The organism is Psychrobacter sp. PP-21, from assembly GCF_033790785.1.
Classification (GTDB): domain Bacteria; phylum Pseudomonadota; class Gammaproteobacteria; order Pseudomonadales; family Moraxellaceae; genus Psychrobacter.
The window spans coordinates 26,340-51,299 of sequence record NZ_JAMYEB010000014.1 but is presented as its reverse complement, the minus strand read 5'-3'; the positions used below and the strand labels follow the sequence as shown (position 1 = coordinate 51,299).

General features: G+C 42.9%; 16 protein-coding genes. 13 read left to right on the top strand and 3 right to left on the bottom strand.

Translation table 11 applies throughout. The annotated features are described in order from the left end of the window. Positions 1–31 precede the first annotated feature (31 nt). Both NJD71_RS10735 and glnA read right to left on the bottom strand, forming a co-directional pair. Positions 32–775, bottom strand: a complete 744-nt coding sequence (locus tag NJD71_RS10735; RefSeq protein ID WP_319051964.1) for a DUF4124 domain-containing protein — start codon at positions 773–775, stop codon at positions 32–34. 223 nt (positions 776–998) lie between these two features. After that, positions 999–2,408, bottom strand: a complete 1,410-nt coding sequence (glnA, locus tag NJD71_RS10730) for a type I glutamate--ammonia ligase (RefSeq protein ID WP_319051963.1) — start codon at positions 2,406–2,408, stop codon at positions 999–1,001. Positions 2,409–3,246: 838 nt separating this feature from the next. Between glnA and NJD71_RS10725 the strand changes: the two genes are divergently transcribed. From NJD71_RS10725 to NJD71_RS10705, 5 genes are all read left to right on the top strand, one after another. Beyond that, positions 3,247–3,870 carry an anthranilate synthase component II gene (locus tag NJD71_RS10725; RefSeq protein ID WP_319051962.1) on the top strand — a complete coding sequence of 208 codons (624 nt, stop codon included), beginning with the start codon at positions 3,247–3,249 and terminating at the stop codon, positions 3,868–3,870. 98 nt (positions 3,871–3,968) lie between these two features. Continuing rightward, complete coding sequence (gene trpD / locus NJD71_RS10720) at positions 3,969–5,090, top strand: anthranilate phosphoribosyltransferase (protein ID WP_319051961.1); 1,122 nt, start codon at positions 3,969–3,971, stop codon at positions 5,088–5,090. 71 nt (positions 5,091–5,161) lie between these two features. Further along, positions 5,162–6,043, top strand: a complete 882-nt coding sequence (trpC, locus tag NJD71_RS10715) for an indole-3-glycerol phosphate synthase TrpC (RefSeq protein WP_319051960.1) — start codon at positions 5,162–5,164, stop codon at positions 6,041–6,043. Positions 6,044–6,146: 103 nt separating this feature from the next. Continuing rightward, the gene (locus NJD71_RS10710) at positions 6,147–6,878 is read left to right on the top strand and encodes a Smr/MutS family protein (protein WP_319051959.1); all 732 of its coding nucleotides are present in this window, start codon (positions 6,147–6,149) and stop codon (positions 6,876–6,878) included. Between the two features lie 183 nt (positions 6,879–7,061). Continuing rightward, positions 7,062–7,694 carry a DNA-3-methyladenine glycosylase family protein gene (locus NJD71_RS10705; protein WP_319051958.1) on the top strand — a complete coding sequence of 211 codons (633 nt, stop codon included), beginning with the start codon at positions 7,062–7,064 and terminating at the stop codon, positions 7,692–7,694. 70 nt (positions 7,695–7,764) lie between these two features. Here the strand turns inward: NJD71_RS10705 and NJD71_RS10700 are convergent, their stop codons facing one another. Continuing rightward, positions 7,765–9,633 carry a mechanosensitive ion channel family protein gene (locus NJD71_RS10700; RefSeq protein ID WP_442967677.1) on the bottom strand — a complete coding sequence of 623 codons (1,869 nt, stop codon included), beginning with the start codon at positions 9,631–9,633 and terminating at the stop codon, positions 7,765–7,767. Between the two features lie 477 nt (positions 9,634–10,110). On the opposite strand from NJD71_RS10700, the gene NJD71_RS10695 reads away from it, so the two are divergent. The 8 genes from NJD71_RS10695 (at position 10,111) to NJD71_RS10660 (ending at position 24,832) form a co-directional block, all read left to right on the top strand. After that, positions 10,111–12,048: a TonB-dependent receptor domain-containing protein gene (locus NJD71_RS10695; protein WP_319051956.1), complete on the top strand. Its 1,938-nt coding sequence runs from the start codon at positions 10,111–10,113 to the stop codon at positions 12,046–12,048. 346 nt (positions 12,049–12,394) lie between these two features. Further along, complete coding sequence (gene ahcY, locus NJD71_RS10690) at positions 12,395–13,819, top strand: adenosylhomocysteinase (RefSeq protein WP_319051955.1); 1,425 nt, start codon at positions 12,395–12,397, stop codon at positions 13,817–13,819. Positions 13,820–13,829: 10 nt separating this feature from the next. Continuing rightward, complete coding sequence (locus NJD71_RS10685) at positions 13,830–14,684, top strand: methylenetetrahydrofolate reductase (protein ID WP_442967676.1); 855 nt, start codon at positions 13,830–13,832, stop codon at positions 14,682–14,684. 301 nt (positions 14,685–14,985) lie between these two features. Then, on the top strand, positions 14,986–15,855 hold the full coding sequence (locus NJD71_RS10680; RefSeq protein ID WP_319051953.1) for a 16S rRNA (uracil(1498)-N(3))-methyltransferase: 870 nt from the start codon (positions 14,986–14,988) through the stop codon (positions 15,853–15,855). Between the two features lie 155 nt (positions 15,856–16,010). Then, complete coding sequence (locus NJD71_RS10675; protein WP_319051952.1) at positions 16,011–17,723, top strand: putative bifunctional diguanylate cyclase/phosphodiesterase; 1,713 nt, start codon at positions 16,011–16,013, stop codon at positions 17,721–17,723. A gap of 460 nt (positions 17,724–18,183) precedes the next feature. Further along, complete coding sequence (locus tag NJD71_RS10670) at positions 18,184–19,977, top strand: acyl-CoA dehydrogenase C-terminal domain-containing protein (protein ID WP_319051951.1); 1,794 nt, start codon at positions 18,184–18,186, stop codon at positions 19,975–19,977. A gap of 369 nt (positions 19,978–20,346) precedes the next feature. Beyond that, positions 20,347–22,131 (top strand): acyl-CoA dehydrogenase C-terminal domain-containing protein, encoded by a 1,785-nt coding sequence (locus NJD71_RS10665; protein ID WP_319051950.1) that lies wholly within the window; start codon positions 20,347–20,349, stop codon positions 22,129–22,131. Between the two features lie 259 nt (positions 22,132–22,390). After that, positions 22,391–24,832 (top strand): site-specific recombinase, encoded by a 2,442-nt coding sequence (locus NJD71_RS10660; protein WP_319051949.1) that lies wholly within the window; start codon positions 22,391–22,393, stop codon positions 24,830–24,832. The last annotated feature ends 128 nt before the right edge of the window (positions 24,833–24,960 follow it).

Sequence of the window (24,960 nt, the reverse complement as noted above, 5' to 3'; positions counted from 1 at the left end):
TTTGGCGAATGATATCTATCTCAATTAGTCGTTACTGAGACTGAGCCACTTCCTGTTGACGCAGTTTCAACAGTACCTTTTGATACCAAGGCAAGTTCTGATAAGCCAAGAGCTGCTGCGCAATTTTCTTATTGTTTTGTAGTGTCGTATTGTTTTGGATGACGTATACCGTACGTGTGACTTGCCGTAGCACCTGACCAGTTTTATTTTGTATGACCACTTTGATCGTATGGGCACCTGGTAGCACATCTACAGTCCCAATCGACGCGCTCAATCCTTGTGCTACTTCCTTATCATCTAGATAAATACGCACGCTGTCATCTGCTTGTAGCGCAGGATTAACCTGTACAGCGACATCGATACTTTGCGCTGGACGACGATAGGCTCTTTCTTTGCTAGGCTCAGCAATTGCCAATTGATAGTTTACTGGTGCGTTGGTCTGAGTATTGGCGGCAGAAGCCGTAGGAGTGACTCCCATTTGTGATACATTCGATGGCAGGCTATTTGCATTAGAGCTACCTGCCATGCTAGAGCTGGCTGACCTGCTTGTCTCATTGCCTGTCGTGATAGACATCTGACTGACTTGTTTGCCAGCTTGCTGCTCATAATCCTGCGGTCGATCGGTAAAAGTGACTTGACCGGTTTGCTCATCAACCACTTTATAGATGGGTGCCGCATTGCTTAGCGGTGCATAAAGACTTGCTATCGCAGCAACCATCAATAGTCCTACCTTTACATTGCCTTGTATAGAGTGTTGCGTTGATAACAAAGTCATGGTCAATCAGCCTAATTAGTGTCTGCTATTAATATAATAGTATATCAATCATTATGCGATATTTTCGATGCAAAATCAGCAATGTTTGGTGTGGCTTCACTATTCATCTCAAATAGCATTATCTGATGCTAGTACATTCTTGTCTTAACGGCACAAAAAAACCAGCCAAGATTAACTTGACTGGTTCTTTCTTGTTGAATTAACTCAACAGATTAATTCATTATTAGCAGCTGTAGTACATATCAAACTCAACAGGATGCACAGTAACATTCAGGCGTTGTACTTCTTCTTCTTTCAATGCAATAAAGGCTTCTAGCATATCTTTAGTGAACACGTCACCTTTTAATAAGAAGTCGTGATCATCTTTCAATGCTTGTAGTGCAACATCTAAACTCTCTGCAACCGTTGGGATCTGTGCTTCTTCTTCTGGTGGCAAGTCATACAAGTTCTTGTCAGCAGCTTCGCCTGGATGCATCTTGTTCTGAATACCGTCAAGACCTGCCATCAATAGCGCAGCAAATGCTAAGTATGGGTTAGCTGTTGGATCTGGGAAGCGAGCTTCGATACGTACCGCTTTTGGGCTACTTACATGTGGCACACGAATAGACGCTGAACGGTTAGACGCTGAGTAAGCAAGCTTAATAGGTGCTTCGTAATGTGGCACCAGACGCTTGTAGCTGTTCGTTGATGGGTTGGTAATTGCGTTCAATGCACGAGCGTGTTTGATGATACCACCAACAAAGTACAATGCTGTCTCAGATAGACCGGCATATTCATCACCAGAGAACGTGTTTACGCCATCTTTTGAGATTGACATATGAACATGCATACCTGAGCCATTATCACCAACGATTGGTTTTGGCATAAAGGTCGCTGTTTTGCCAAACTGGTGAGCAACGTTATGCACCACATATTTCAATTGCTGAACTTCATCCGCTTTACGTACCATCGTGTTGAATGCAACACCGATTTCAGACTGGCAAGAAGCAACTTCGTGGTGATGAACTTCGACGCGGCCTTCACCAACAATTTCTTCGATACGTTCACACATAACAGAGCGCATGTCATGCGAGCTGTCGATTGGTGGTACTGGGAAGTAACCGCCTTTGACACGTGGACGATGCGCCATGTTGCCCCATTCATACGACTCATTAGTCGACCATGCTGCTTCTTCAGCAGTGATCTTATGACTAACGCCAGACATGTCAACTGACCACTTAACGTCATCAAATACGAAGAATTCAGGCTCAGGACCGAAATACGCCGTGTCACCGATACCAGTAGACTTCAAATACTCTTCTGCGCGGCGAGCAATAGAACGTGGGTCACGATCATAGCCTTGTAGCGTTGATGGCTCGATGATATCGCAAGTTACGACGACAGTAACTGCATCAAAGAACGGATCGATAAATGCCGTTTCTGGATCAGGACGCAAGATCATATCAGACGCTTCGATACCTTTCCAACCAGCGATAGATGAACCGTCAAACATTTTGCCATCTTCCATGACATCTTCATCAACAGTAGATGCTGGAAAGCTGATGTGCTGCTCTTTGCCGCGTGTATCAGTAAAGCGAAAGTCAACCCATTTAGCATTAGAGGATTGAATAAGATCTAATAATTTGTTCGACATACATAATCTCCGTTGTGTTGGTCACGTTATTGCAATTTAAAATTATTGGTACCATTTTCTTGTTCAAGTATTCCAAGTGTACTCTTTTCAATACCAAACAGCGCATTCGATATTATGCTTATTATCAGCACTATTTATCGTATTAGTCAAGACACTGATCTAAGACGTTTACTTAATTAGACCCGCTCCATCTTAATAGTCTAAAATACGCCAAGTCAATTCTAACGTCATTCTAGCAGTATATAACTGATAATACTGAACGCTTCAGGCACTTATTGACGATCACTGATTAACGATCATTTGAGACCACTTTTTGTAATCATAGACAATCATAGCAGCGTCAATGCAAAGGGTGTGCCAATATATTAAATTGATTACCAAAAATCGGCTCATACAAATGCTTATTTTCAATAATTACAGCGTCTTATAATAAAATCCAGTAGTTGTCAGCAGTAATATTTATTCAATCGCCTTTTATTTTGCTTTTACTTAACGCACCAACAGTAAACATAAAGCACCAAGTTAGTGCTAATGACAGTCGTAATGATGCCATTGTTCTGTTGTGGTGCGCTATCAAAATATTAAGTTACGATTTTATTTGTAATAATTAACCCAGGTCGATCAGTATGATAAAAAATCTATTTCGAGCCTCGGTTGCCTAGCTTGTATGTGTCCTACATTTGATAGCGGAGAAAATAGTGGTAAGATAACGGCGGCGTCCAGAAGCCGAGAACATCATGGCTTGTTGATGTTTGCTATTTGATGCTCTCTATCAATATCTACCCCATATGTATGCCCCATTCTGAGAAGTATAAAAAACCAATAATTTGGAACGCTCATGATTCTGATGATCGATAATTACGATAGTTTTACGTACAATATCGTACAGTACTTCGGTGAATTGCAACAAGACATCATGGTTTGGCGTAATGATCAGGTCACTATTGAGCAGATTCAGACCCTTGCCCCTACTGTGATTGTTATTGGCCCAGGTCCTTGCGACCCTGATCGCGCTGGTATTTCGCTAGAGGTGATTGAAGTGTTCAAAGGGATGATTCCTATACTTGGTATTTGCTTGGGACATCAGGCTATTGGGCAAGCATTTGGTGGACAAGTTGTTAAAGCTGGTGAAGTCATGCATGGGCGGTTATCTGCTGTGTATCATAATGACCAAGGTATATTTTCTGGACTACCCAACCCATCAAAAGTGACACGTTATCATTCACTCGTCATTGACAAGAGTAGCCTACCCAACTGTCTTGAGCTCACTGCATGGACACAGAGCAGTGACGGTAGTATCGGAGAAGTCATGGGTATTCGTCACAAAGAGTTGGCTGTAGAGGGCGTCCAGTTCCATCCTGAGTCAATATTGAGCGAAGCAGGTTACCAGTTGCTCAATAACTTTTTGCAGACTCATGGTTTGGCTACCCTGACATCCGATGAGCTACCACAAGTTGGTTAGATCTAACTAAAAGCATGTCGATAAAAAATACTGTTTGCATAAACTCATGCCAAGTTTTACACAGATTTACATAAAGAATAATCATAAGCGAGATCATAATGAATACAACAAAAACAGAAGAAACGCACACCCCAGAGAGTATCGAAAAACTGTCTGACGACCAAACGCATCAACTGCTAACGTCAGCGCTCGGTAGAATTTTTCAGCATATTGACCTAACCTTTGATGAGATGTATCAAGTGATGCTTATCATCATGCAAGGCAGATGTAGTGATGCCATGATGGGCGCTATCTTGACAGGTCTACGCATGAAGGGTGAATCGATCGATGAGATTACCGCATCAGCCAGTGCCATGCGTGCACTAGCCGCCAATATTGAACCAAAGAACTGCGATTATTTAGTTGATATCGTTGGTACTGGCGGTGATGGTGCTAATTTATTTAATGTTTCGACTGCATCAGCATTAGTGGTTGCGGCGGCTGGCGCGCAGGTAGCCAAACACGGTAATCGCGGCGTCTCAACCAAGTCTGGTAGCTCCGACTTGCTTGAGCAGGCAGGTATCAGTCTAGCGCTTAGTCCAGCACAAGCAAAAGACTGTATTGAGAACGAAGGTATCGGCTTTTTGTTTGCTCCCAATCACCACAGCGCCATGCGCTATGCCAATCCTGTACGCCGTGAGCTAAAAGCACGCACGATCTTTAATATTTTGGGACCATTGACCAATCCAGCGGGCACCCCTAACCTAGTCATTGGTGTATTTACCGCACAGTTGTGTGAGCCGATCGCAAAAGTAATGAAAAATCTAGGTGCACGCCATGTCATGGTTGTCGGTGCAAAAGACGGTCTAGATGAGATCAGTCTTGCAACGTCAACCACAGTCGCTGAACTAAAAGATGGCGAGATCTCTGTTTATGAGATGATGCCAGAAGATGCAGGTATCGAATCCCAAACCCTGATCGGTCTCGATGTCGACTCTCCAGCGCAAAGCCTTGAGCTGATTCGCGCCGCTCTGTCTGGTAATGATACCCATGATCGCGCCGTCCTCAAAGCACGTGACATGATTGCGTTGAATGCAGGCGCAGCTATATATACTGCAGGTCTTGCCAGTAACTACCCTAATGGTGTCAGCCGAGCACAAAAAGTCATACAAAATGGTGATGCTTTACTTAAACTTGAATCTTTGGCTGCTTATACACAACAGCTCGTGGCTCAGGGTTAATTTACTGCCATTTATAAAACATAAACTTGTTCATTATTTTCTACTCAATTTAACGATATTCGGACACTCGTATGACCACAACTCACTCAGACATACCTTCGGTACTACAACGCATCGTCGCAACCAAAGTAGAAGAAGTAAAAGCAGCTCGTGCAGCACTACCCCTTGAGGATTTGCAAGCACAGGTCGCAGCGGATCATAAATCCCGTCGTGGATTTGCAGCTGCCTTACGTGCCGTCAGCTCTAAGGGCAATGGCGTTGGTATCATCGCTGAGATTAAAAAAGCTTCACCATCTAAAGGGGTCATCAATCATAACTTTACCCCTACTCTGTTTGCTCAGCAGTACGAGCAAGCAGGCGCCACCTGTCTGTCCGTGCTGACAGATCGTGACTACTTTCAGGGCGATGACATCTACCTGATTCAAGCAGCCAACACCTCAAGCCTGCCGATACTACGCAAAGACTTTATGATTGATGCGTATCAGATATATCAATCTTACTTAATGGGTGCTGACTGTATTCTGCTCATCATGGCCTGCCTAGACGATGCACAAGTGCAAGAGCTGCATGCGCTAAGTATCGAGCTTGGTATGGATGTATTGATAGAAGTACATACCAAATCCGAGCTTGAGCGGGCGCTAAAGCTGCCACGTTCAGAGCATAATATTTATGGTATCAATAACCGTGATTTGAATACGTTCGATGTGGATCTACAAACCACGCTTGATCTAAAAAGCAGGTTGACCGAAGCACTCGCGACTGATAGTGAGGCAGATAACGCTGATAAAAAACCACTGATCGTAACCGAAAGCGGGATTCACAATAGCGATGATATTCGGCTGATGCTTAGTAATGAAATTCAGCACTTTTTGATCGGTGAACAGTTTATGAAAACGGACCATCCTGGACAAGCGTTACAATCCTTACTTGCGGGCGTTACAGTAGACGAGTAAAGTAACTCACATATTCAAGCGGCGATAGCACCAAATAGTTTCTACAAAGCAGGCGTGCTATCAGCTAACCCAACATTCATTAATCAACGATACGTTAACTTTTATGTCAAACTCTCTGTTTTCAAAAGAAATGCAAGACCAGCTCAAAGAACTAAAAGGCCAATTGAGTAAAGGTCGTGATACCAATTCACCTGAAGGTGAGAACCAAAAACCAACTGAGCCTGTATCACTATTGACTCAAAAACAAGTCAAAAAAACCGTCAAACAGCTCGATAGCGAACATATCGATGATGATAAGGTGCTGTTCATGCAAGCCATGCACGGGGTGAATCAGTTAGAAGACAAGAACGTCCGCTCACCTGCTAGCACAACTAAAGCAGGCAAACCTGATGCAGCGACACTTTCAAAACGTGCAGCAGCTCAGGGTAGCGAAGCCAGTGATTTAGGTGCAGGATTGTCAGATATGCAAGCCCTACTGAATCCTGTTGCAGCTGAAGCTTATTTGTCCTATAAGCAGCCAACGCTCCAAAACAAAATTTTCGATCAGCTTAAAAAAGGTAAGTTGCGCTGGTACGATGCAGTAGATATTCATGGCTGTACGATAGAAGAAGCGCGCGATGCCATGACTAAGCTGCTGAGCCAAGCAAAACAAAGTAACGAGACCATGGTAAAAATCGTACATGGCAAAGGTAGTGAAGCAATTCTAAAAACCTGTATCAACGGGTGGTTGCGTCAATTACCAGAAGTACTGGCCTTTTGCTCTGCACCGCCAAAAGACGGCGGTAATGGCGCTGTACTCGTATTGCTCAAGAAGCCAAAGGCAGACGGCGAATAGATTACTCGCTAACAATTGAGCGGTATTAAAAAAAGGACTACAACCAAGTAGTCCTTTTTTTGTCTGTAGCTTATACATTTTTCTAATTGTTTAACGTTTAGCCACTTGCCTACTGATATAAACCCACCACTCTTTGCTATGATATCCATCAAAATATCTACTCATTAGAAAAGCGATCTTATTATGAGCATACAAACTATTGAAAACAGTCAAGAGCTACAGGAGAACATCACTGCGTTGATTGCTATTGAGCCAAAATTTGCCTCCGTCTATGAACAGGTAGGCACACCTAGTCTAAGACACAATGCAGGTGGGTTTGAGCAGTTGATGAGAGCGATGGTCGGTCAGCAATTATCTGTAGCGGCGGCGGCTAGTATATGGCAACGTTTGGTTAATGCAGAGTTAATAACGCCGCAGGCAATACATCAAGCGACGGACGAAGACCTGAAAGCTCAAGGACTATCTAAACAAAAAACTCGCTACGTCCGCTCATTAGTCGATCATGATATCGACTTTGCATTATTGGAAACCTTATCAAATGAAGAGGTTATAACAACCTTGACAGCTGTGATAGGCATTGGACGTTGGACTGCTGAGATGTACTTATTGTTTTCTTTAAAGCGTGCAGATGTGTTTGCTATTGATGACCTAGCCATCAAAGTTGGTGCCATGCATTTACTAGGCTTAGCAGAGCGACCAACGCCTAAGCAACTCAAAAACCTCACTCAGCATTGGTCGCCCTATCGCAGCGCTGCCAGCCTACTGCTTTGGTCATACTACGGCTCACTACGTAATAAAACCGCTGTGCCGTTGTAACAACTACTGTCATGAAACATGATGCTATTAAACACAACTCTGTTGAACTTAGCACCGTTCAGCATAGCGCTTACGGTTGATTCCATATAGAAAGATTAAATTTGTTTTTTGTGTGCTTAAATTTACTTTTTCTAAGCATATGACTTTTATGTTTTAATGCTTTGAGTGCCCCTTTTCTGGTAACGGTTGCCATAGATGAATTGGGTTTTTTGGTATCGTTTCTGATGTTGTCATTACCTATATTGTCGTTAAGGCCAGTACTAGCATGATTGTCACTGCTGTCTGTGCTTACCGTTGTCTCATCACCATTACCGCTGCTATCATTTGATGTATCTTCTTCTATTGTTTCATCTACCGTACTGTCTATATGATGTTCAAGCTCAGCCTGATTGACGATCAGCTGCTGGGTGGGCAATGCATGCTCGACCTTGTATTTTGCCACTTGGTTCAATACCTCAACGAACAATACATTTTGCTTGTCATAGAAATCAACAACGTTATTGGCGTTAAGATATGCCTGTAGCTGAATCACGTAACAGTCTTGACGCAGCTCTGAAATATTGACTTGGTTCCACTCTTGGTTGGTCATCTCATGTTCTTTCAGAAAATTATCCAAATCTGTGACCATTTTGAATACCACATCGATATCAGCGTTACGTTTGAGATATAGCTTATGGTAAAACTGAAACATATCACGAGAGGTAAAGTTTTCAATCTGCATCGACGAAAAATCACCATTCGGTACGGTGACAATCGTTCGTGATAAGGTGCGTACGCGCGAGGAGCGAATACCAATATCAATCACGGTGCCTTCGTAAGTACCAAACTTACAATAATCACCGATACGTACGGGCGAATCTGCCACCACCACGACACTACCAACGAGGTTTTCAATAGTCTTTTGCGCACCAAGTGCTAAGGCTAAACCACCCACACCCAATGCAGCGATACCAGTCGTCAAGTCAAAGCCCAAATTGCCAAAAATAACGATGACCGCAAATATCAATAGCAACGCTTTGACCACTTTTCGCATCAGTCCCAATATCGAGACACGCTCAGTGTAGTTTTTCTTATAGCTTAGATTGACCGCGCGCGTAAATATAGCATCGATAACCCGCAGCAACAGCCAAGTGGTTGCTACCCATGAAGCAATATCAGTAAAGCGATTGACAGGCTCACGCAGCGTGACTGACACGCCAGCATAGACCATGACTTCTGACAATATCAGCGCCATAATAACGACAGCAAGTGGCAATATGACTTTATTCGGTAATGGTAATGGCGTACCACGCACACGAGGATAAGTGATTCTTAGTAAATGATACAGTAGCCACACAGCAATATACGTGAGCACAAAACTACTCACAATCATCGTTAGCGCAGCGACCAAGTCAGCCAACTGATAGCCAAAGAGTTTTTTGCCGTCAAGTGAGTCAAAGGTATAACGCGATACCAACGTCGGCTCAGTATTTTCTATGACTTCTGGTACGGAAGCGAGCGTTTCACTTGAGAACTGCCAGTACTGCTCGTTATCTTCGGATACTACCCTTTCTAGTAACAATGACACATTTTTTTCACCGATACTGATCACACCCACATTTTCTTGGTTGGGTGGTAACTGGTCGGTGAGATTGCCACCAGGCAGATTACTAATCTGTAAATCAGGCTGGAACCGCCCTCCTGCATCTAATGCTTGTTTGAACTGACGCACAACGGTCGTTGGGTTATCGGACTTGGACAAATTTAGATAGTTACTTGCCAGCAAGTAGTCATTTTCGCCCAGCGCACTGATAAAACCCTGTACGGTATGACGCGGCGTATCGCGCCCAAATGAATCAGGTAATGGTCCACTTACCATCTCTTCACTACTGTCACCACCTACCCCAAGCGCGCCTGCCTCAAGAGCAAAAGCCTTATTGGGCATCGCAATACCCACCATCGTGACCAACAAAAGCAAAATAACTGCTAACGGTATTTTAGTAATGGCGTTCAATGAAAAAAACGCAGTAGTAGACGGCAGATTATGCTTAGTAGACAAGGCAAACCTCTTAACTTTATAGGTGACACGATTAAGAACATATAATATCTGTACTATGATAACAATTATTTATAACAGCAGTGCTTTTGATTATGCATTTTTGTTGTCATCTATGTGAATGAGCGATCCTAATTATTCATCTCTCTCCGTAATCAAGAGGAAGTTACCTTTAATCAAAGGATCAACATCTCATCATGAATTCCACTCACGCTACCCTGAATAAATATTAAGTTAAAGTGGTTTATAAAGTGCTAACTTTTATAGATAATGAGCGCAGCCTTACTTATATGCTTTTTTTTGTAACTTTTGATGCCCATCACATCACAACAGTTACCTTTTATTTTTGCCATCCTTCATGGGATTATTCTGGAATTGATTATGTTTTCTTCACGTTCGTCATCTAATACCTATCTTCGTCTAAGCATCTTAAGTGCACTTGGTTTACTTGCCGCAAATACTGCGATGGCAGCTACCATTCAAGATACGGCTATCAGTGATAGTGACTTGCCACAGGTTGAACTTGACGAGATCGTCGTGACAGCGACGCGTACGCCTACCAAGACCAGTAATGTTATTGCGCAAACACGAGTAATTAATAAGGAAGAATTACAACGTTATCAGGGTCAAACAGTCACTGATGTATTAAAAAATCAACCCGGTATCAACATTACGCAAAGCGGCGGCATGGGAACAACCAGTAACTTTTATATGCGTGGTTACGATAGCAAGCAGGTATTGGTGCTTATCGATGGCGTTCGTTACAGCTCAGTATCTTTGGGTAGTCCATCACTAAATCTATTATCAGCGGATCAAATTGATCGTATTGAGATTTTATATGGCGCTTCAGGATCAAGTCTTTATGGCTCAGATGCTATGGGCGGTGTTATTCAAATTTTTACTAAGGGCAATAGTGTAGACCAATCTAATGTCTCTGCTACAGTTGGTTATGGTAGTAATAATCACTATCAAGTCGGTGTGACAGGCCAACTCAAAAACGACACTTCATCAATGAGCTTGGGTGTAAGTCGCAACGAAACTGATGGTTTTAACGCGATTGCTAATCGTAATTCTTTTGATTATAACCCTGATGATGATGGCTTTGAATCTACCAATGTCAGTTTGGCACTACAGCACAAGTTCACAAATGCATTAAGTGCAGGGATTAGTGGCTTATATTCAGACTCTAAGACTGAGTTTGACTCAGCTGGAGAAGTCATTCCTTACGCTTACTCTGATCAAAAAAACGGTAGCGCTAACGCCTATCTACAATACAAAACCCCATTAACTCTTACTAAACTTAGCTACGGTCAAAGTATTGATAAATCAACCTCTCATGATAACAACTCTATCAGTTACGACAATGGTAGCCAGTTTGATACCACTCAAGAGCAAGCACGCTTAGAGACTAGTATTAACGCGCAACCTGGCACCGTCATTGTGGGTGCAGAATGGTTATCACAAAAATTAGATGCTTCAGACGTTTTAGACTTTTCAAACTTCCCTGATCCTGCGGTGCAAACTGCCTATAACCCTGACGATAGAGATGTTAAGAGTGCTTTTGTAGGTTATCAATTAGCGGATACTTATTATGACTTGCAAGCCAACTATCGTGTAGATGACAACTCACAATATGGTAATGAAAGCACGTACAACTTAGGGGCAGCCATACGTCCGCTAGCTGGTATGCGCATCGGTGCAAATTATGCCACAGGCTTTCGCGCACCAACTTTTAACGATTTATATTACCCAGGGGATAACAATCCAAACCTAAAGCCTGAAAGAACTGAGAATACTGAAGTATTCGTTGAATACGTTAACGATATGCAAACTTCAAGATTGACAGGCTATCACACAGACGCAGAAGACCTTATTGCAAGTGGTACAAACATTAGTGAAGCAAAAATAAAAGGTTTGAGTTTGACTTCAGATTGGAATATGAGTGCCTTTATATTTGGCCTAGGGTATGACTACTTAGACGCTAAGAACAAAACCAAAACTAATGCCAACTTTGATCAACAGCTTCCCTACCGCCCTAAAAATAGTGGTTTAGTTTATATTGGATATCAGCAGCCTATGTTTGATATGCGCTTAGAGGCGAAATATAGTGATGATAGACTAACAACTGAAAACAATGAACTTGATAGCTATACACTGCTTAACTTGAGTGGGAGTGCCTATATTACACCTAATCTACGTGCTAACCTGCGTGTAGATAATATTACTGATGAGGATTATACCCTTGCAAGCCAATTCGGTAATGAGTACGCCACAGAAGGTACGAGTTACTTTACCACTTTGACTTACAAGTGGTACTAACATTGGCTGAGTAGCATCAAAAAATATCTAAATATAAAAGGTCATCTACAGGTGGCCTTTTTTTATACCTATGAAAAATATACAGAGGCTTATGCCATGACTGCCTATCATTTATCTCAGTCAATAGGTGACAATTAACCACTCATCTATTACAATAACGACCTCCGAGAGGTGTTGCGCCATAATAGTGATTTACTGCATCAATATTCTAAAGTTATGCAATCACAGGTTATGTTAGGCTCGGTTAACTGTTGAGTATCCATCGTTTTGGTCGCTCGCAGCGCAAACAACGGCACCTGCGTTTTTATTCTTTTTATCATTCGTTAACCACTGATAGGAGCATATTATGGACGCAGTGTCTACTACACCATCTGCCCATACGATCGATCCCTCTTTCACTGACTATAAAGTCGCTGACATCAGCCTTGCTGATTACGGTCGCCGTGAAATCACCCTTGCTGAAGCCGAAATGCCTGCCCTAATGGGCTTGCGTCGTCGCTACGAAGCAGACCAGCCACTTAAAGGCGCGAAAATCGCTGGCTGTATCCACATGACCATCCAGACTGCCGTACTTATCGAGACACTCGTCGCGCTAGGTGCTGAAGTACGCTGGACCTCATGTAACATTTTCTCAACTCAGGATCATGCTGCTGCGGCGATTGCTGCTGCGGGTATCTCTGTTTATGCTTGGAAAGGCGAAACAGAAGAAGAGTATGAATGGTGCCTACGTCAGCAAGTACATGTTGGTGGCGAAGCGTCAGGTCAGCTTTGGGATGCTAACTTAATCTTGGATGATGGTGGTGATTTGACCGCTCTTATCCATGATGATTATGCTGAGCTCCTTGATAACATCCATGGTATCTCAGAAGAGACCACCACTGGTGTACATCGTCTGGTTGAAATGCTTGGCAGCGGCACACTTAAAGTACCAGCCATCAACGTCAACGATGCGGTTACCAAGTCTAAAAATGATAATAAATACGGCTGCCGCCATAGCTTAAACGATGCTATTAAACGCGCTACCGACATGTTCCTTGCTGGTCGCCGCGCTCTGGTTATCGGTTACGGTGATGTGGGCAAAGGCTCTACACAAAGCTTACGCCAAGAAGGCATGATCGTACGCGTCTCAGAAGTTGATCCAATCTGTGCCATGCAGGCATGTATGGACGGCTTTGAAGTATTATCACCATACATCGACGGTGACAACACTGGCGGCGCAGACAACATCAACAAACGCTTGCTTGAAGACACTGACATGATCGTCACAACCACTGGTAACTACCATGTTTGTGATCGTCATATGCTAGCAGCCCTTAAACCTGGTGCTGTTGTATGTAACATCGGTCATTTCGATACCGAAATCGATACTCAGTTTATGCGTGACAACTGGCGCTGGGTTGAGATCAAACCACAAGTGCATCAAATCTTCCGCTCAGATGACGAAAACGATTATTTGATCCTGCTTGCTGAAGGTCGCCTAGTAAACTTAGGTAATGCTACTGGTCACCCATCACGCGTGATGGACGGCTCATTTGCCAACCAAGTATTGGCACAGATGTATCTGTTCGAAGAAAAATTTGCTGATCTGCCGACTGATGAGCGTTTTGACAACTTATACGTAAAAGTATTACCGAAGAAGCTAGACGAAGAAGTAGCCGCTGCTATGGTTGCAGGTTTTAATGGTACGCTAACTAAGCTGACCCAAAAACAAGCTGAGTATTTGGGTGTGCCCGTTGAAGGCCCGTTCAAGCCTGATGCTTATAAATACTAAAAGGAGCCTAATTGTGAGTAAGCCTGCTTTCTCCTTTGAGTTCTTTCCTGCAAAAACCGAGCTGGGTCACGAAAAGCTTCTCAGAACTTATGATGAGTTGAATACGCTGTCACCAGCGTATTTTTCAGTGACCTACGGTGCTGGTGGTTCGACCCGTAACCGTACTTTAGATATCGTAAAAGCACTAAGCGCACGCGGAGATACCGAAATTGCGCCGCACATGTCTTGTATCGGCGATGACAAGTCTGAGATCGCTGAGTTGCTTGAGTTTTACAAAAGCTTAGGGATCAGACGTCTTGTCGCATTGCGTGGTGACTTACCATCAGGTCAGGTCGGTATGGGTGAACTCCCATTTGCAGTAGATTTGGTCAGATTTATCCGTGAACACTCAGGGGATCACTTTCATATCGAAGTGGCTTCTTATCCTGAGATGCACCCACAAGCACGCAGCTTTGAGTTCGATGTCGATAATCTGGTAAATAAATATCATGCTGGTGCCAATGCATCGATTACGCAGTTCTTTTATAATGCAGACAGCTATCTATATCTGCGTGACACACTAGAGAAACGCGGTATCGATACCGATGCACAGCCATTGGTGGCTGGTATTATGCCAATTACCAACTCTAGCAATCTGATACGCTTTGCTGATAGCTGCGGTGCTGATATTCCACGCTATGTACGTAAGCGCTTGGCCGACTTTGGTGACGACAACAAAGCCATCCGTGAGTTTGGGTTTGATGTGGTTTATCGCTTATGTGAACGCTTGATTGCCGAGGGTGTGCCAGCCATGCATTTTTATAGCATGAATAAAGTCGAGCCAAACAAACGCTTGGTTGAAGCACTAGGCTTAACTGCTGAGTAAGATTAACTGCTTAGTTGTTGATATTTATAAATAAATCTAATTGACTGATTGATAACTGGCGCTCTTAGGAGTGCCAGTTTTTTATTGGAAAATTTTGGGCTATTACCTTTTATATTTTACAGGATACACTTTATCTTAATTATTTTTTTATTTTTCCTTCACTGTGCGATAGTATTGTCTATATAACGAGTGGTTGCATTAAACAATAATTATCATAAAAGCCATGCCTTTAGGTGGCTCAAGTGATATTCTATGGACCCGATAATAAACGCTCCCAATCAAACAATAGGAATAAGACCTCGTGCGACGTTTTTTTTATACCATTGATAGTGACAACGCCGATGCCCCGCTACTGCCTAAATTGAGTGAACTGTCTCAGGGTAGCGATATTGAATTACCAGACAGCATCATCCATCACTGGTGCCGAGTTTTGCGTGCCAATGTCGGTGATCAGGGCATCTTGTTTGATGGATTCGGTGGTGAGTATCAGGTACAGCTACAGACAATCAGTAAGAAGAAAGCGATTGCTACCTTACTCTTGCATCTTGACGATGATCGCACCGCACCTATCATCAGCAAGATTGGGTTGGTGATGAGTCGCGGCGAACGTATGGATTACGCCATTCAAAAAGCAACAGAGCTTGGTGTAACTGCCATACAACTGCTCAGCAGCCATCATGGTGAAGTTAACTTAAAGCCTGCACAAGTTGAAAAAAAGCTAGCGCATTGGCAACAAGTAGCCATAGCAGCTTGTGAGCAATGCGGTCTCAATCGCCCGCCACTTATCCTGGCTCCATTGTCTATTCGTGACTGGCTAGCCCCTACTGAATCCCCAAACAATAAGACAGCGGTCAGCCCTATTGTCTCTACACTCAGTAAAGACAAGTACTATCAAGTACTAGAGAGCGCAGCAGATTTACGGTTGCAAATGAGTGTACCGGCAGCAGGTCAACCTGCCAAACCAGAGATACTGGAAACTGTACTTAAACAAGAATCACCATATATTGAACTATTGATTGGTCCTGAAGGTGGGCTTAGTGATGATGAGTGCCAAAAAGCAGAATCAGTAGGTTTCGCCCCTTGGCAAATCGGTACTCGAGTGTTGCGTACCGAGACCGTACCTGTCGTCGCTTTGACGACCTTACTCGCCTTGTATAGTTATAATAAATAATCAATAATGATAGTCATTATCTTTTAATTCATGATTAAAGTACAACTTTTGTTTTATATTGTGTAGAATTAAAAGTGATCTTAGCTCAATTTTAGTCAGTTGAATCACAGTCTTTATTTGTTTCTATGAGTCATTATCTTTTGTGAGACATTATTATGAGCAATTTTGACCCTATCCCAGTATCGATTAAACAGCAATTAATGACCGAACTGTGTGAGCAGATAGACGATGCCATATTTATATTGGATGGCAATTTGCGTTATCTCACGGTTAATGCCAGTTATGAGCTCCTGATTGGTTACAAAGAATCATTTTTGGTTGGTCGTCCACTTGGTATTTACGCTGCTGAATTTTTGTCAGAAGAAGAGCAGCTTATTTTAAAAGACATCAAAAGCAATCTAAGCGAGACAGGATTTCATGAGCTTGATTTTTCAATGGCTAATCGCTATGGACAGATGATTGACTGTCATGTGACCTATCGAAAAATCTCTGTTGAAGACGTGGTATATCATGTTGGTATGCTACGCGACATGTCTTCGGTTGTTAAAGATCAAAAACAGGTTGCGCACTTGCTCAACTACGATCAACTTACCGGATTACCTAACCGTAAGGTGTTTTTGAGTCAGACCAGCGATATTTTATTAGATACTTATCAAGAAGTGGTCATCGTACGTCTCAATATCGACCGTTATCGCAATCTGGCAAACTTATTAGGACCTGATGGTATTAACTCCTTAATAACTAGCTTTGTAGAACGCATTAAGCAACTCGAATTGGCGCATTTACGGTGTTTATCTCACTTTGGTGGTGATGATTTTGCATTATTGTTCGAATGCAAAGACGGCAATATGGTACGCCATCAGCTAGATACACTGATGCAAATGTGCGAACTCCCTTTCCCTATGAATGACAGCGCCACAACGGACGCAAATATTTATTGCCATGTTTCAGTGGGCGTCAGTTATTTTCCTAAAAACGATGGTCAAGTAACAGGATTACTGACGAAGGCAGAAAAAGCATTACAGTACGTCAAACAGCATGGCGGTGACGATATTCGCTGGTACGACAAGACCATTGAAGAGGCAACGGCAGGCAGTCTACAGTTAGAAGCCGAGCTTAGAGTTGCGACTACTGACGGTCAGTTCGTTCCCTACTATCAGCCAAAACTCTCGTTAGATACGGGTGCCATCACGGGTTTTGAAGCCTTGGTACGCTGGCAACATCCTACACGTGGTCTGCTAAAGCCCATACATTTTATTGACGCTATTCTCACGCACAAGCTATCATTTGAGCTGTTTTCACAGATGGCAAATCAAATCGCCAAACAGTTATCTGAGTGGCAGCAGCAAGGCTTTTGCCAACATATCTGTATCAATGCCGACGCAGCTGAATTTAGCCATCCTGACTTTTTTGATATGGTCAGTGGTCTGCTAGTACAGCATGATATTGCTGCCTGTCAGCTGCATATTGAAGTGACTGAATCTTCCTTGATTCAGCGCCATGACAACGTTAGACAACAGCTCAACTCACTCAAAGAGCTGGGGGTTTGTCTTGCGCTAGACGACTTTGGCACTGGTTATGCGTCTTTGAGTTATTTACAAGAGTATCCATTTGACTTTATCAAAGTCGATAAGAGCTTTATATCCAATATCGAAACGGATCGTACCCAGCATGCGATTGTAAAAGCCATTTTAGATCTAGCCGTAGCTTTAGATATGCAAGTAGTGGCAGAAGGTATCGAAACTGAGCAGCAACGCGATGTGCTCCTAGACATGGGCTGCAAACAGGGGCAAGGTTATTGGTTCAGCAAACCCATCCCTGCTGATGTTGCCACTGAGATGCTGCTCAAACAATATACTACCGAATAATTATATAAATGTTCGTGTCTTAAGACCCTTTTAATTAGCAGTGTTTATTAAACACTGCTTTTTTATTTTATGCCCTATTATCATGGCGTTAATCCTGTCAGTAACGTTAGATTCCTATACGGTTATTACTGATGAGCATTGGTGCCTAACGTCGATTGCATAACTGATGCAAGGCGGGTTCATGACTTATCAGTGCTGTGACCAAACTTGTATAATCATCTATGAAAGCCTATCTTTTATAGTGAATTTGTTGGAGCGCATTTAATCTCTTATTGCCCTAACAATCACTACTCTTTTCAACACTATTTTATGTGATCGACAGCCTGATTGACCTGCTTTGCTGTTTGTCACTTATTTAGATTTTCAGATTGGCTAGGTAAGAACAACGTGCTAGAAAATAGCACAACCATATGCTTGCTATGAATGATCATCGACTACATTACAAAAAGGACAGGATACCATGCAATATAAAGCCCCTATTCGTGATATGAAATTTGTCATGCATGAGCTTCTAGATAGTACAACTCATTATCAAAATATTGATGATTATGCTCATATTGAAGCAGACATTGTAGATAGCTATCTAGAAACAGCTGCAAGCTTTGCTGAAAACGAGCTATCGCCATTGAACCAAAGCGGCGATGCTGAAGGCTGTCATTTCGAAAATGGCGTCGTGACCACACCAAAAGGCTTCAAAGAAGCTTATAAGCAGTATTGTGAGCTTGGCTTTACCTCATTGACAGCTGAAGAAGAGTTTGGTGGGCAAAATATGCCAATGTCACTAAACTCAGCAATCTCTGAGTTTATGGGTACTGCTAACTGGTCGTTCGGAATGTATCCTGGTCTGTCTGAAGGCTGTATGGCGACTCTAGAGCATCATGGTACTGATGAGCAAAAGCAAAAATACTTACCAAAGTTAATCTCAGGCGAATGGACTGGCGTCATGTGCTTGACTGAGCCTCAGTGTGGTTCAGATTTGAACCAAGTACGTACAAAAGCTGAGCCTAACGACGATGGTACTTATAACATCAAAGGTAGCAAGATCTGGATCTCAGCTGGTGAGCACGACATGTCTGAGAATATCATTCATATCGTTCTAGCTCGTCTGCCAAATGCGCCAGAAGGTACTAAAGGCTTGTCTTTATTTGTGGTCTCAAAATTCCACGTTAATGATGATGAGAGCTTAGGTGAGCGTAACGAAGTATCATGTGGTTCTATCGAGCACAAGATGGGTATCAAAGCCTCTGCGACTTGTGTCATGAACTATGATGGTGCAACTGGTTACTTAATTGGTGAAGAAAACCGTGGTTTGAACGCGATGTTCACGTTTATGAATGTGGCGCGTATCGGTACTGCCATTCAGGGGGTTACCGCAGCTCAGTTCGCTTTCCAAGGTGGCCTTGCGTTTGCCAATGATCGTTTAGCGTTTCGCTCTTTGAAAGGTGCTAAGGCTCCTGAAAAGCCAGCAGATCCTATTATTGTTCATCCTGCAGTTCGCGATATGTTATTGACTACCAAAGCATTTGCTGAAGGTGGCCGTGCACTTATCGGTTATATGTCTCAGTTTGCTGATATCGTTGCCAAAGGTAATGGCGATGAGCAAAAGTATGCCAATCAAATGCTATCTTTCCTAACGCCAATCGGTAAAGCGTTCTTGACTGAAACAGGTCTAGAAGCGGCAGGTCATGGTGTACAGGTCATGGGTGGTAGTGGCTTCTGTACCGAATATGGTCTAGAGCAAAACGTACGTGATACGACGATTGCTTGTATCTATGAAGGGACAACTCAGATTCAGTCACTTGATTTGATCGGCCGTAAAGTTTTGGGCTCACAAGGCAAGCTACTTGCAAACTTTGTAAAAGTGATCCAAACATTCTGTGAAGACAACAAAGAAAATGACGAGATGGGTCAGTTCATCCGCCCACTTGCCAAGCACATTAAAGAATGGGGCGATTTGACTGCACGTGTCGGCATGCAAGCCACTGAAAACCCAGATGCTGTCGGCGGCGCTGCTGTCGATTATATGTACTTTAGTGGTTATGTGACCCTAGCTTACCTATGGGCACGTATGGCACTGGTTGCTCAGACTGCTATTGCAGATGGTACTGGCGAAAAAGCGTTCTATGACGCGAAGATCAAAACGGCTCAGTTCTACTTCGCTAAATTATTACCGCGTACCACGACCCATGTACAACGTATCGGTACTGGTGTTGAGCCGTTCATGAGCATGGATGTTGAACAGTTTGCTTTTTAATTAGACATTAAGCACTACTGACACTGTATTTTATCGGCAACATACCACGGTATGTTGCCGATTTATTTTGTGCATATGCTTATAACTATATAAAAGATAGCCACCAAAAAAATGGTAGTCAGCGTAATTATAATTATAATCTATACTTGTTAATTAGACACTCTTGATATGTGCTGATGGTTTTTAAGGCTTATTTAAACACTACAATAGCTGCCACTAACTTTTGGTGCACGCACTATTCACGAAGAAATACACTAGCATACAAGCTTATTTGTTAAACTTTGAGTATGAATCGCTAAGGTTATATCAAGAGAACAGTTGATAATCTTAACACCTCCAATTTTATTCATTTGAACCAAAGGAATGTTTATGGCTGTTTATAATGCCCCTCTTAATGACATGCGTTTTATTTTAAATGATGTATTTAAAGCGCCACAATTTTGGCAAAACAACGAAAACCTAGCTCATGTCGATATGGAAACTGTCGATATGATTTTAGAAGAAATGGGAAAACTGTCAAAGAATATTCTACTGCCTATCAACCGTAGCGGTGATGAAGAAGGCGCAACCTTTGAGGGTGACGGCGTTGTTACGACCCCAACAGGTTTCAAAGATGCCTACAAACAGTATGCTGAGTCAGGTTGGGTTGGGTTAAGTGGTAACGCTGAATACGGCGGTCAAGGCTTCCCAAAAATGGTAACCATGCTTACTGAAGAAATGGTTTTCACGGCAAACCAATCGTTTGCACTGTATCCAAATCTGACCGTTGGTGCGACACTTTGCTTGAACGCTGCTGGTTCTGAAGAACAAAAACAGACTTATCTAGAAAAAATGTACAACGGTGAATGGTCAGGAACTATGTGTTTGACTGAGCCACATGCCGGTACAGATTTGGGTATTATCAAGACCAAAGCCGTTCCTAACGATGATGGCAGCTATAATATCTCTGGTACCAAAATCTTTATCACTGGTGGTGAGCATGACCTTACCGATAATATCATTCACTTGGTATTAGCAAAGACACCAAATGCGCCAGAAGGCTCAAAAGGTATCTCACTATTTGTCGTACCAAAGTTTTTGGTTAATACCGATGGTAGCTTGGGCGAGCGCAACACGCTAGCTGTAGGTTCTATCGAGCACAAAATGGGTATCAAAGCTTCTGCGACTTGTGTTATGAACTTTGATAATGCTAAAGGCTGGATGGTTGGTGCAGAAAACACTGGTCTGTCTTCTATGTTTATCATGATGAACTACGAGCGCGTCACGATGGGCCTACAAGGCCTTGGTGGTTCTGAGCTTGCTTATCAGAATGCTGCTTTATATGCTAACGATCGCGGTCAAGGCCGTAGCGATACGCAGCTACAAAGCCCAGAAAAACCAGCCGATGCTATTATCCATCATGCAGACGTGCGCCGCATGCTCTTGAATGCCAAAGTAAACAATGAAGCTTCACGTTGTTTTGCTATGTACGTCGCCAAAAATCTTGATGAAGAAAAGTTTAGTACTGACCCTGAGTCAGCAAAAGCGGCTTCTGCTCGTGTTGCTCTATTGACCCCTGTTGCCAAGGCGTTCTTGACTGATAAGGCATTGGAAGCAACCGTCGATTGCCAGCAAGTCTTTGGTGGTCATGGCTATATCCGCGAATGGGGTATGGAGCAGATCGTTCGTGATACACGTATTGCTCAGATTTATGAAGGGACTAACGGTATTCAGGCGCTTGACCTGTTGGGTCGTAAAGTTGCTCGTAACAATGGTAAGTACGTCACAAACTTCTTAGAAGAGATTCGTGATTTTGTGAATAACATGCAAGCAGATCACGCTATCAAGCAAGCTACGCTAGATGCAGCAGATACTATTGAAGAGCTAACCAAAACGGTTCTTAGCAATATTGGCGAACGCAAAAATGAAATCAACGGCTGTGCTGTTGACTACATGCATGCTTTTGGCTACCTAGCCTACTCTTACATGTTTGCGCTAATGGTCGAAGCTGCCAATGGTCAAGAAGGCGAGTTCTATACCAACAAAGCTAAGCTTGCTGACTATTTCGTTGGTCGTGTCCTACCACGTATTAGTGCTCACGCACAGATGGTCAAAGCTGGCAGTGATCCAATGATGAACTTTGATCTTGGCTATTTCGATGTTCCTGCAAGCTAAATGGTCATCTTGAATACTTTATAATTCTTTGATAAAAAGGACAGTCTCGTTACTGTCCTTTTTTTTGTCAAAATAAATCCTAACAAAATAATTCACTATCGATGCGCCGTTACGATTAAAATAACGCAAGACAAGGTGTCGCTACGCAAAATTAAAATCTCCTAAATCTAATAAAGCCATTGCTACTCATTATGTGATGCATAGTGTCAAAGTATCAAATAATAAAAGTGATAGAAACAACTACAATAAAGGGTGCGACGTGTCAGAATTAAAACGCATTTTACAACAGATTACTGCCCTAAGTGATGTACCTGATGCTGCGGTGCTCAAACGCTTAATCGATGAACTGCGAGTCAGTGATAAAGAACCGGCTTTAGCGAACGAAAATATCCAAGCCCTTATTGATATCTTGCATCAGCATCCAGAATACGGCGATGGTCTCTCTAGCTTTGTGCTAAAACTGATTATCCAATACCGTCAAATCGCACTGTATACCGATACTGGCATCATGTCAGATCAAGGATTCTTTAATAGCTTAAGACGATTGGTTGGTCATCGTTTTTTGCCAATACTACCTCAAGATGACTCTGTCGTAGAATTGATTGGTTATCTATTCGACAAGCGTACTGATGAGCGCTGGCTTGCCAATATTGAGGCAGATAAATGGGATGAACTGGTAGAGCTTATCAGAGTAGAAGAAAAGCACCTAGATTTGGTCGCCACGGCAAAAAACAGTATTTTAAACGCGATCATTATTTTGTCTTATCGTATTAGTGGACTTGGCTTGCACCCTGATTTGATGGACTCCTACCCGCAAATGCTCAACTACTCTGCTTCTTTTGTGGCTCAAAACCAAGAAGCCGTACTCTTTGTCAATCAATACAGACAAGCACATGAGCTCGACACTTTAACCGACATAACCCCTGAACATGCAGTTGATCCGGCGCCATTGTTAGTCATGATTGAGCAATGTGAAGATATTGTTGCCACTATCCGCAAACGTATCTACAAGACAGGTATCTCCATTCGCCTGACCAATATGATGCTGCGTTTGGACCAAAGCTTACAGCGCATGCGTATTTTGACAGAGCTCGTCACAGACGATCACCAAAGACGAGATCGCGCCGTCATCGAGTTGATACAGACGCTAATCACCACTGCCAGACAGCGCTATAGTATTGGCTATTTGATTGATAATAACACCAAGTTACTCTCACGCAAGGTCACCGAGAACGCTAGCCGTGTGGGTGAGCATTACATCAGTACCGACAAATCTGGCTATCAAAAAATGTTCAAAAAAGCCTCTATTGGTGGCTTTTTCATTGCATTTATGGCCACCATCAAGATATTGGCTTACCATTTAGCACTCGCCCCTATGGGACGAGCATTTATCAACAGCATGATTTATGGTTTGGGTTTTGTATTTATCCATATCATTCGTGGCACAGTAGCGACAAAACAGCCCGCTATGACGGCTGCTGCTATCGCCTCTACGATATCTGAAGGCTCTGGAAAAAAATCTCATCAGCTAACCAAGCTATCAGAACTGGTCGTTGATATTTTGCGGACTCAGTTCGTTGCTATCATGGGTAACGTGATGTTGGCTGTGCCTGTGGCGCTTATTATTTCCTTTGCCTGGTTACAGTATACAGGCGCACCAATGATTGATTCAGAAAAAGCTGGTCATTTACTACACGATCTAGACCCGTTTCGCTCGTTAGCGCTCCCTCACGCTGCCATCGCTGGTGTTTATCTGTTCTTATCTGGTCTCATTGCAGGATACTATGACAATCTAGCAGTGTATAACCATGTGGGTGCACGTATACAGCGTCATAGGTTCTTAAAATATATATTGCCTCAATCATGGCTCAAGCGTTTGGGCGGCTTTATAGAAGCCAATCTAGGCGCTATTATGGGCAACTTTTTATTCGGCGTATTCTTAGGTAGTACAGCAACCATCGGCTATATCTTTGGCTTACCTATTGATATTCGCCATATTGCTTTTGCCTCGGCCAACTTGGCACATGGACTTTTCAATATATCTGCTGATGAAATAAACTGGAGTCTCATTTTAATTTCTGTACTTGGCGTAGCCCTCATCGGTATGGTCAACCTCATAGTCAGCTTTTCACTGGCACTGTTTGTTGCCCTACGCTCTAAAGAAGTGCGGTTTTTTGAGTGGAGTCGCCTTACCAAACTGGTGTTCGGTCACATCATTAGCCACCCTTCTGACTTCTTTTGGCCACGTGATAAGCCGATGGACTATCCACGTATCGATAGTCAAGGGCACATGATATTTGACGATACCTCAGCACAAAAGAACGGAAAGGCGATACCAAGCAATTATGTGGTTCGCCGATTATCTGATGTCAGAATACTGCCTGAGTCTAAGCAAAATGAAGCTCAAAACTCAAAGACAAGTACAGACATATATTACGACAGTCAACCAGAAGGTGATCACACTCAGCCTCACAACTCTCCAAAAAAAGTCGTGGATCTAGATGATGGTTTGACTGATGAAGAGCTGAACAATGTTCCTTATACCGATGATATTCAGTATGATAAGACGACCAAAACAATAAGTGTCGTCAATAGCGATAACCTCGATGAAGAATATCATACTGATCCTGATGATAAGCCGACTGGCGATGCCAAAACCCCTTTGCCAAAACCGAAAAAACCACCGAAACTGCCCAATTAGAGGGGCAGCTTCGATGGCTAGATACTTGGTAAATAGCTGGTTTTAAAACCATAGTGTTCATAACGTTCGTTATGAACACTATGGCAGTATTGAGTCAAGCACTAGTAGACACAAACAAGCCCAAAAAT

Coding starts and splice junctions, on each gene's coding strand:
- NJD71_RS10735 (WP_319051964.1), bottom strand. CDS start 775: ATGACTTTGTTATCAACGCAACACTCTATACAAGGCAATGTAAAGGTA.
- glnA (WP_319051963.1), bottom strand. CDS start 2,408: ATGTCGAACAAATTATTAGATCTTATTCAATCCTCTAATGCTAAATGG.
- NJD71_RS10725 (WP_319051962.1), top strand. CDS start 3,247: ATGATTCTGATGATCGATAATTACGATAGTTTTACGTACAATATCGTA.
- trpD (WP_319051961.1), top strand. CDS start 3,969: ATGAATACAACAAAAACAGAAGAAACGCACACCCCAGAGAGTATCGAA.
- trpC (WP_319051960.1), top strand. CDS start 5,162: ATGACCACAACTCACTCAGACATACCTTCGGTACTACAACGCATCGTC.
- NJD71_RS10710 (WP_319051959.1), top strand. CDS start 6,147: ATGTCAAACTCTCTGTTTTCAAAAGAAATGCAAGACCAGCTCAAAGAA.
- NJD71_RS10705 (WP_319051958.1), top strand. CDS start 7,062: ATGAGCATACAAACTATTGAAAACAGTCAAGAGCTACAGGAGAACATC.
- NJD71_RS10700 (WP_442967677.1), bottom strand. CDS start 9,633: ATGGTGGGTATTGCGATGCCCAATAAGGCTTTTGCTCTTGAGGCAGGC.
- NJD71_RS10695 (WP_319051956.1), top strand. CDS start 10,111: ATGTTTTCTTCACGTTCGTCATCTAATACCTATCTTCGTCTAAGCATC.
- ahcY (WP_319051955.1), top strand. CDS start 12,395: ATGGACGCAGTGTCTACTACACCATCTGCCCATACGATCGATCCCTCT.
- NJD71_RS10675 (WP_319051952.1), top strand. CDS start 16,011: ATGAGCAATTTTGACCCTATCCCAGTATCGATTAAACAGCAATTAATG.
- NJD71_RS10670 (WP_319051951.1), top strand. CDS start 18,184: ATGCAATATAAAGCCCCTATTCGTGATATGAAATTTGTCATGCATGAG.
- NJD71_RS10665 (WP_319051950.1), top strand. CDS start 20,347: ATGGCTGTTTATAATGCCCCTCTTAATGACATGCGTTTTATTTTAAAT.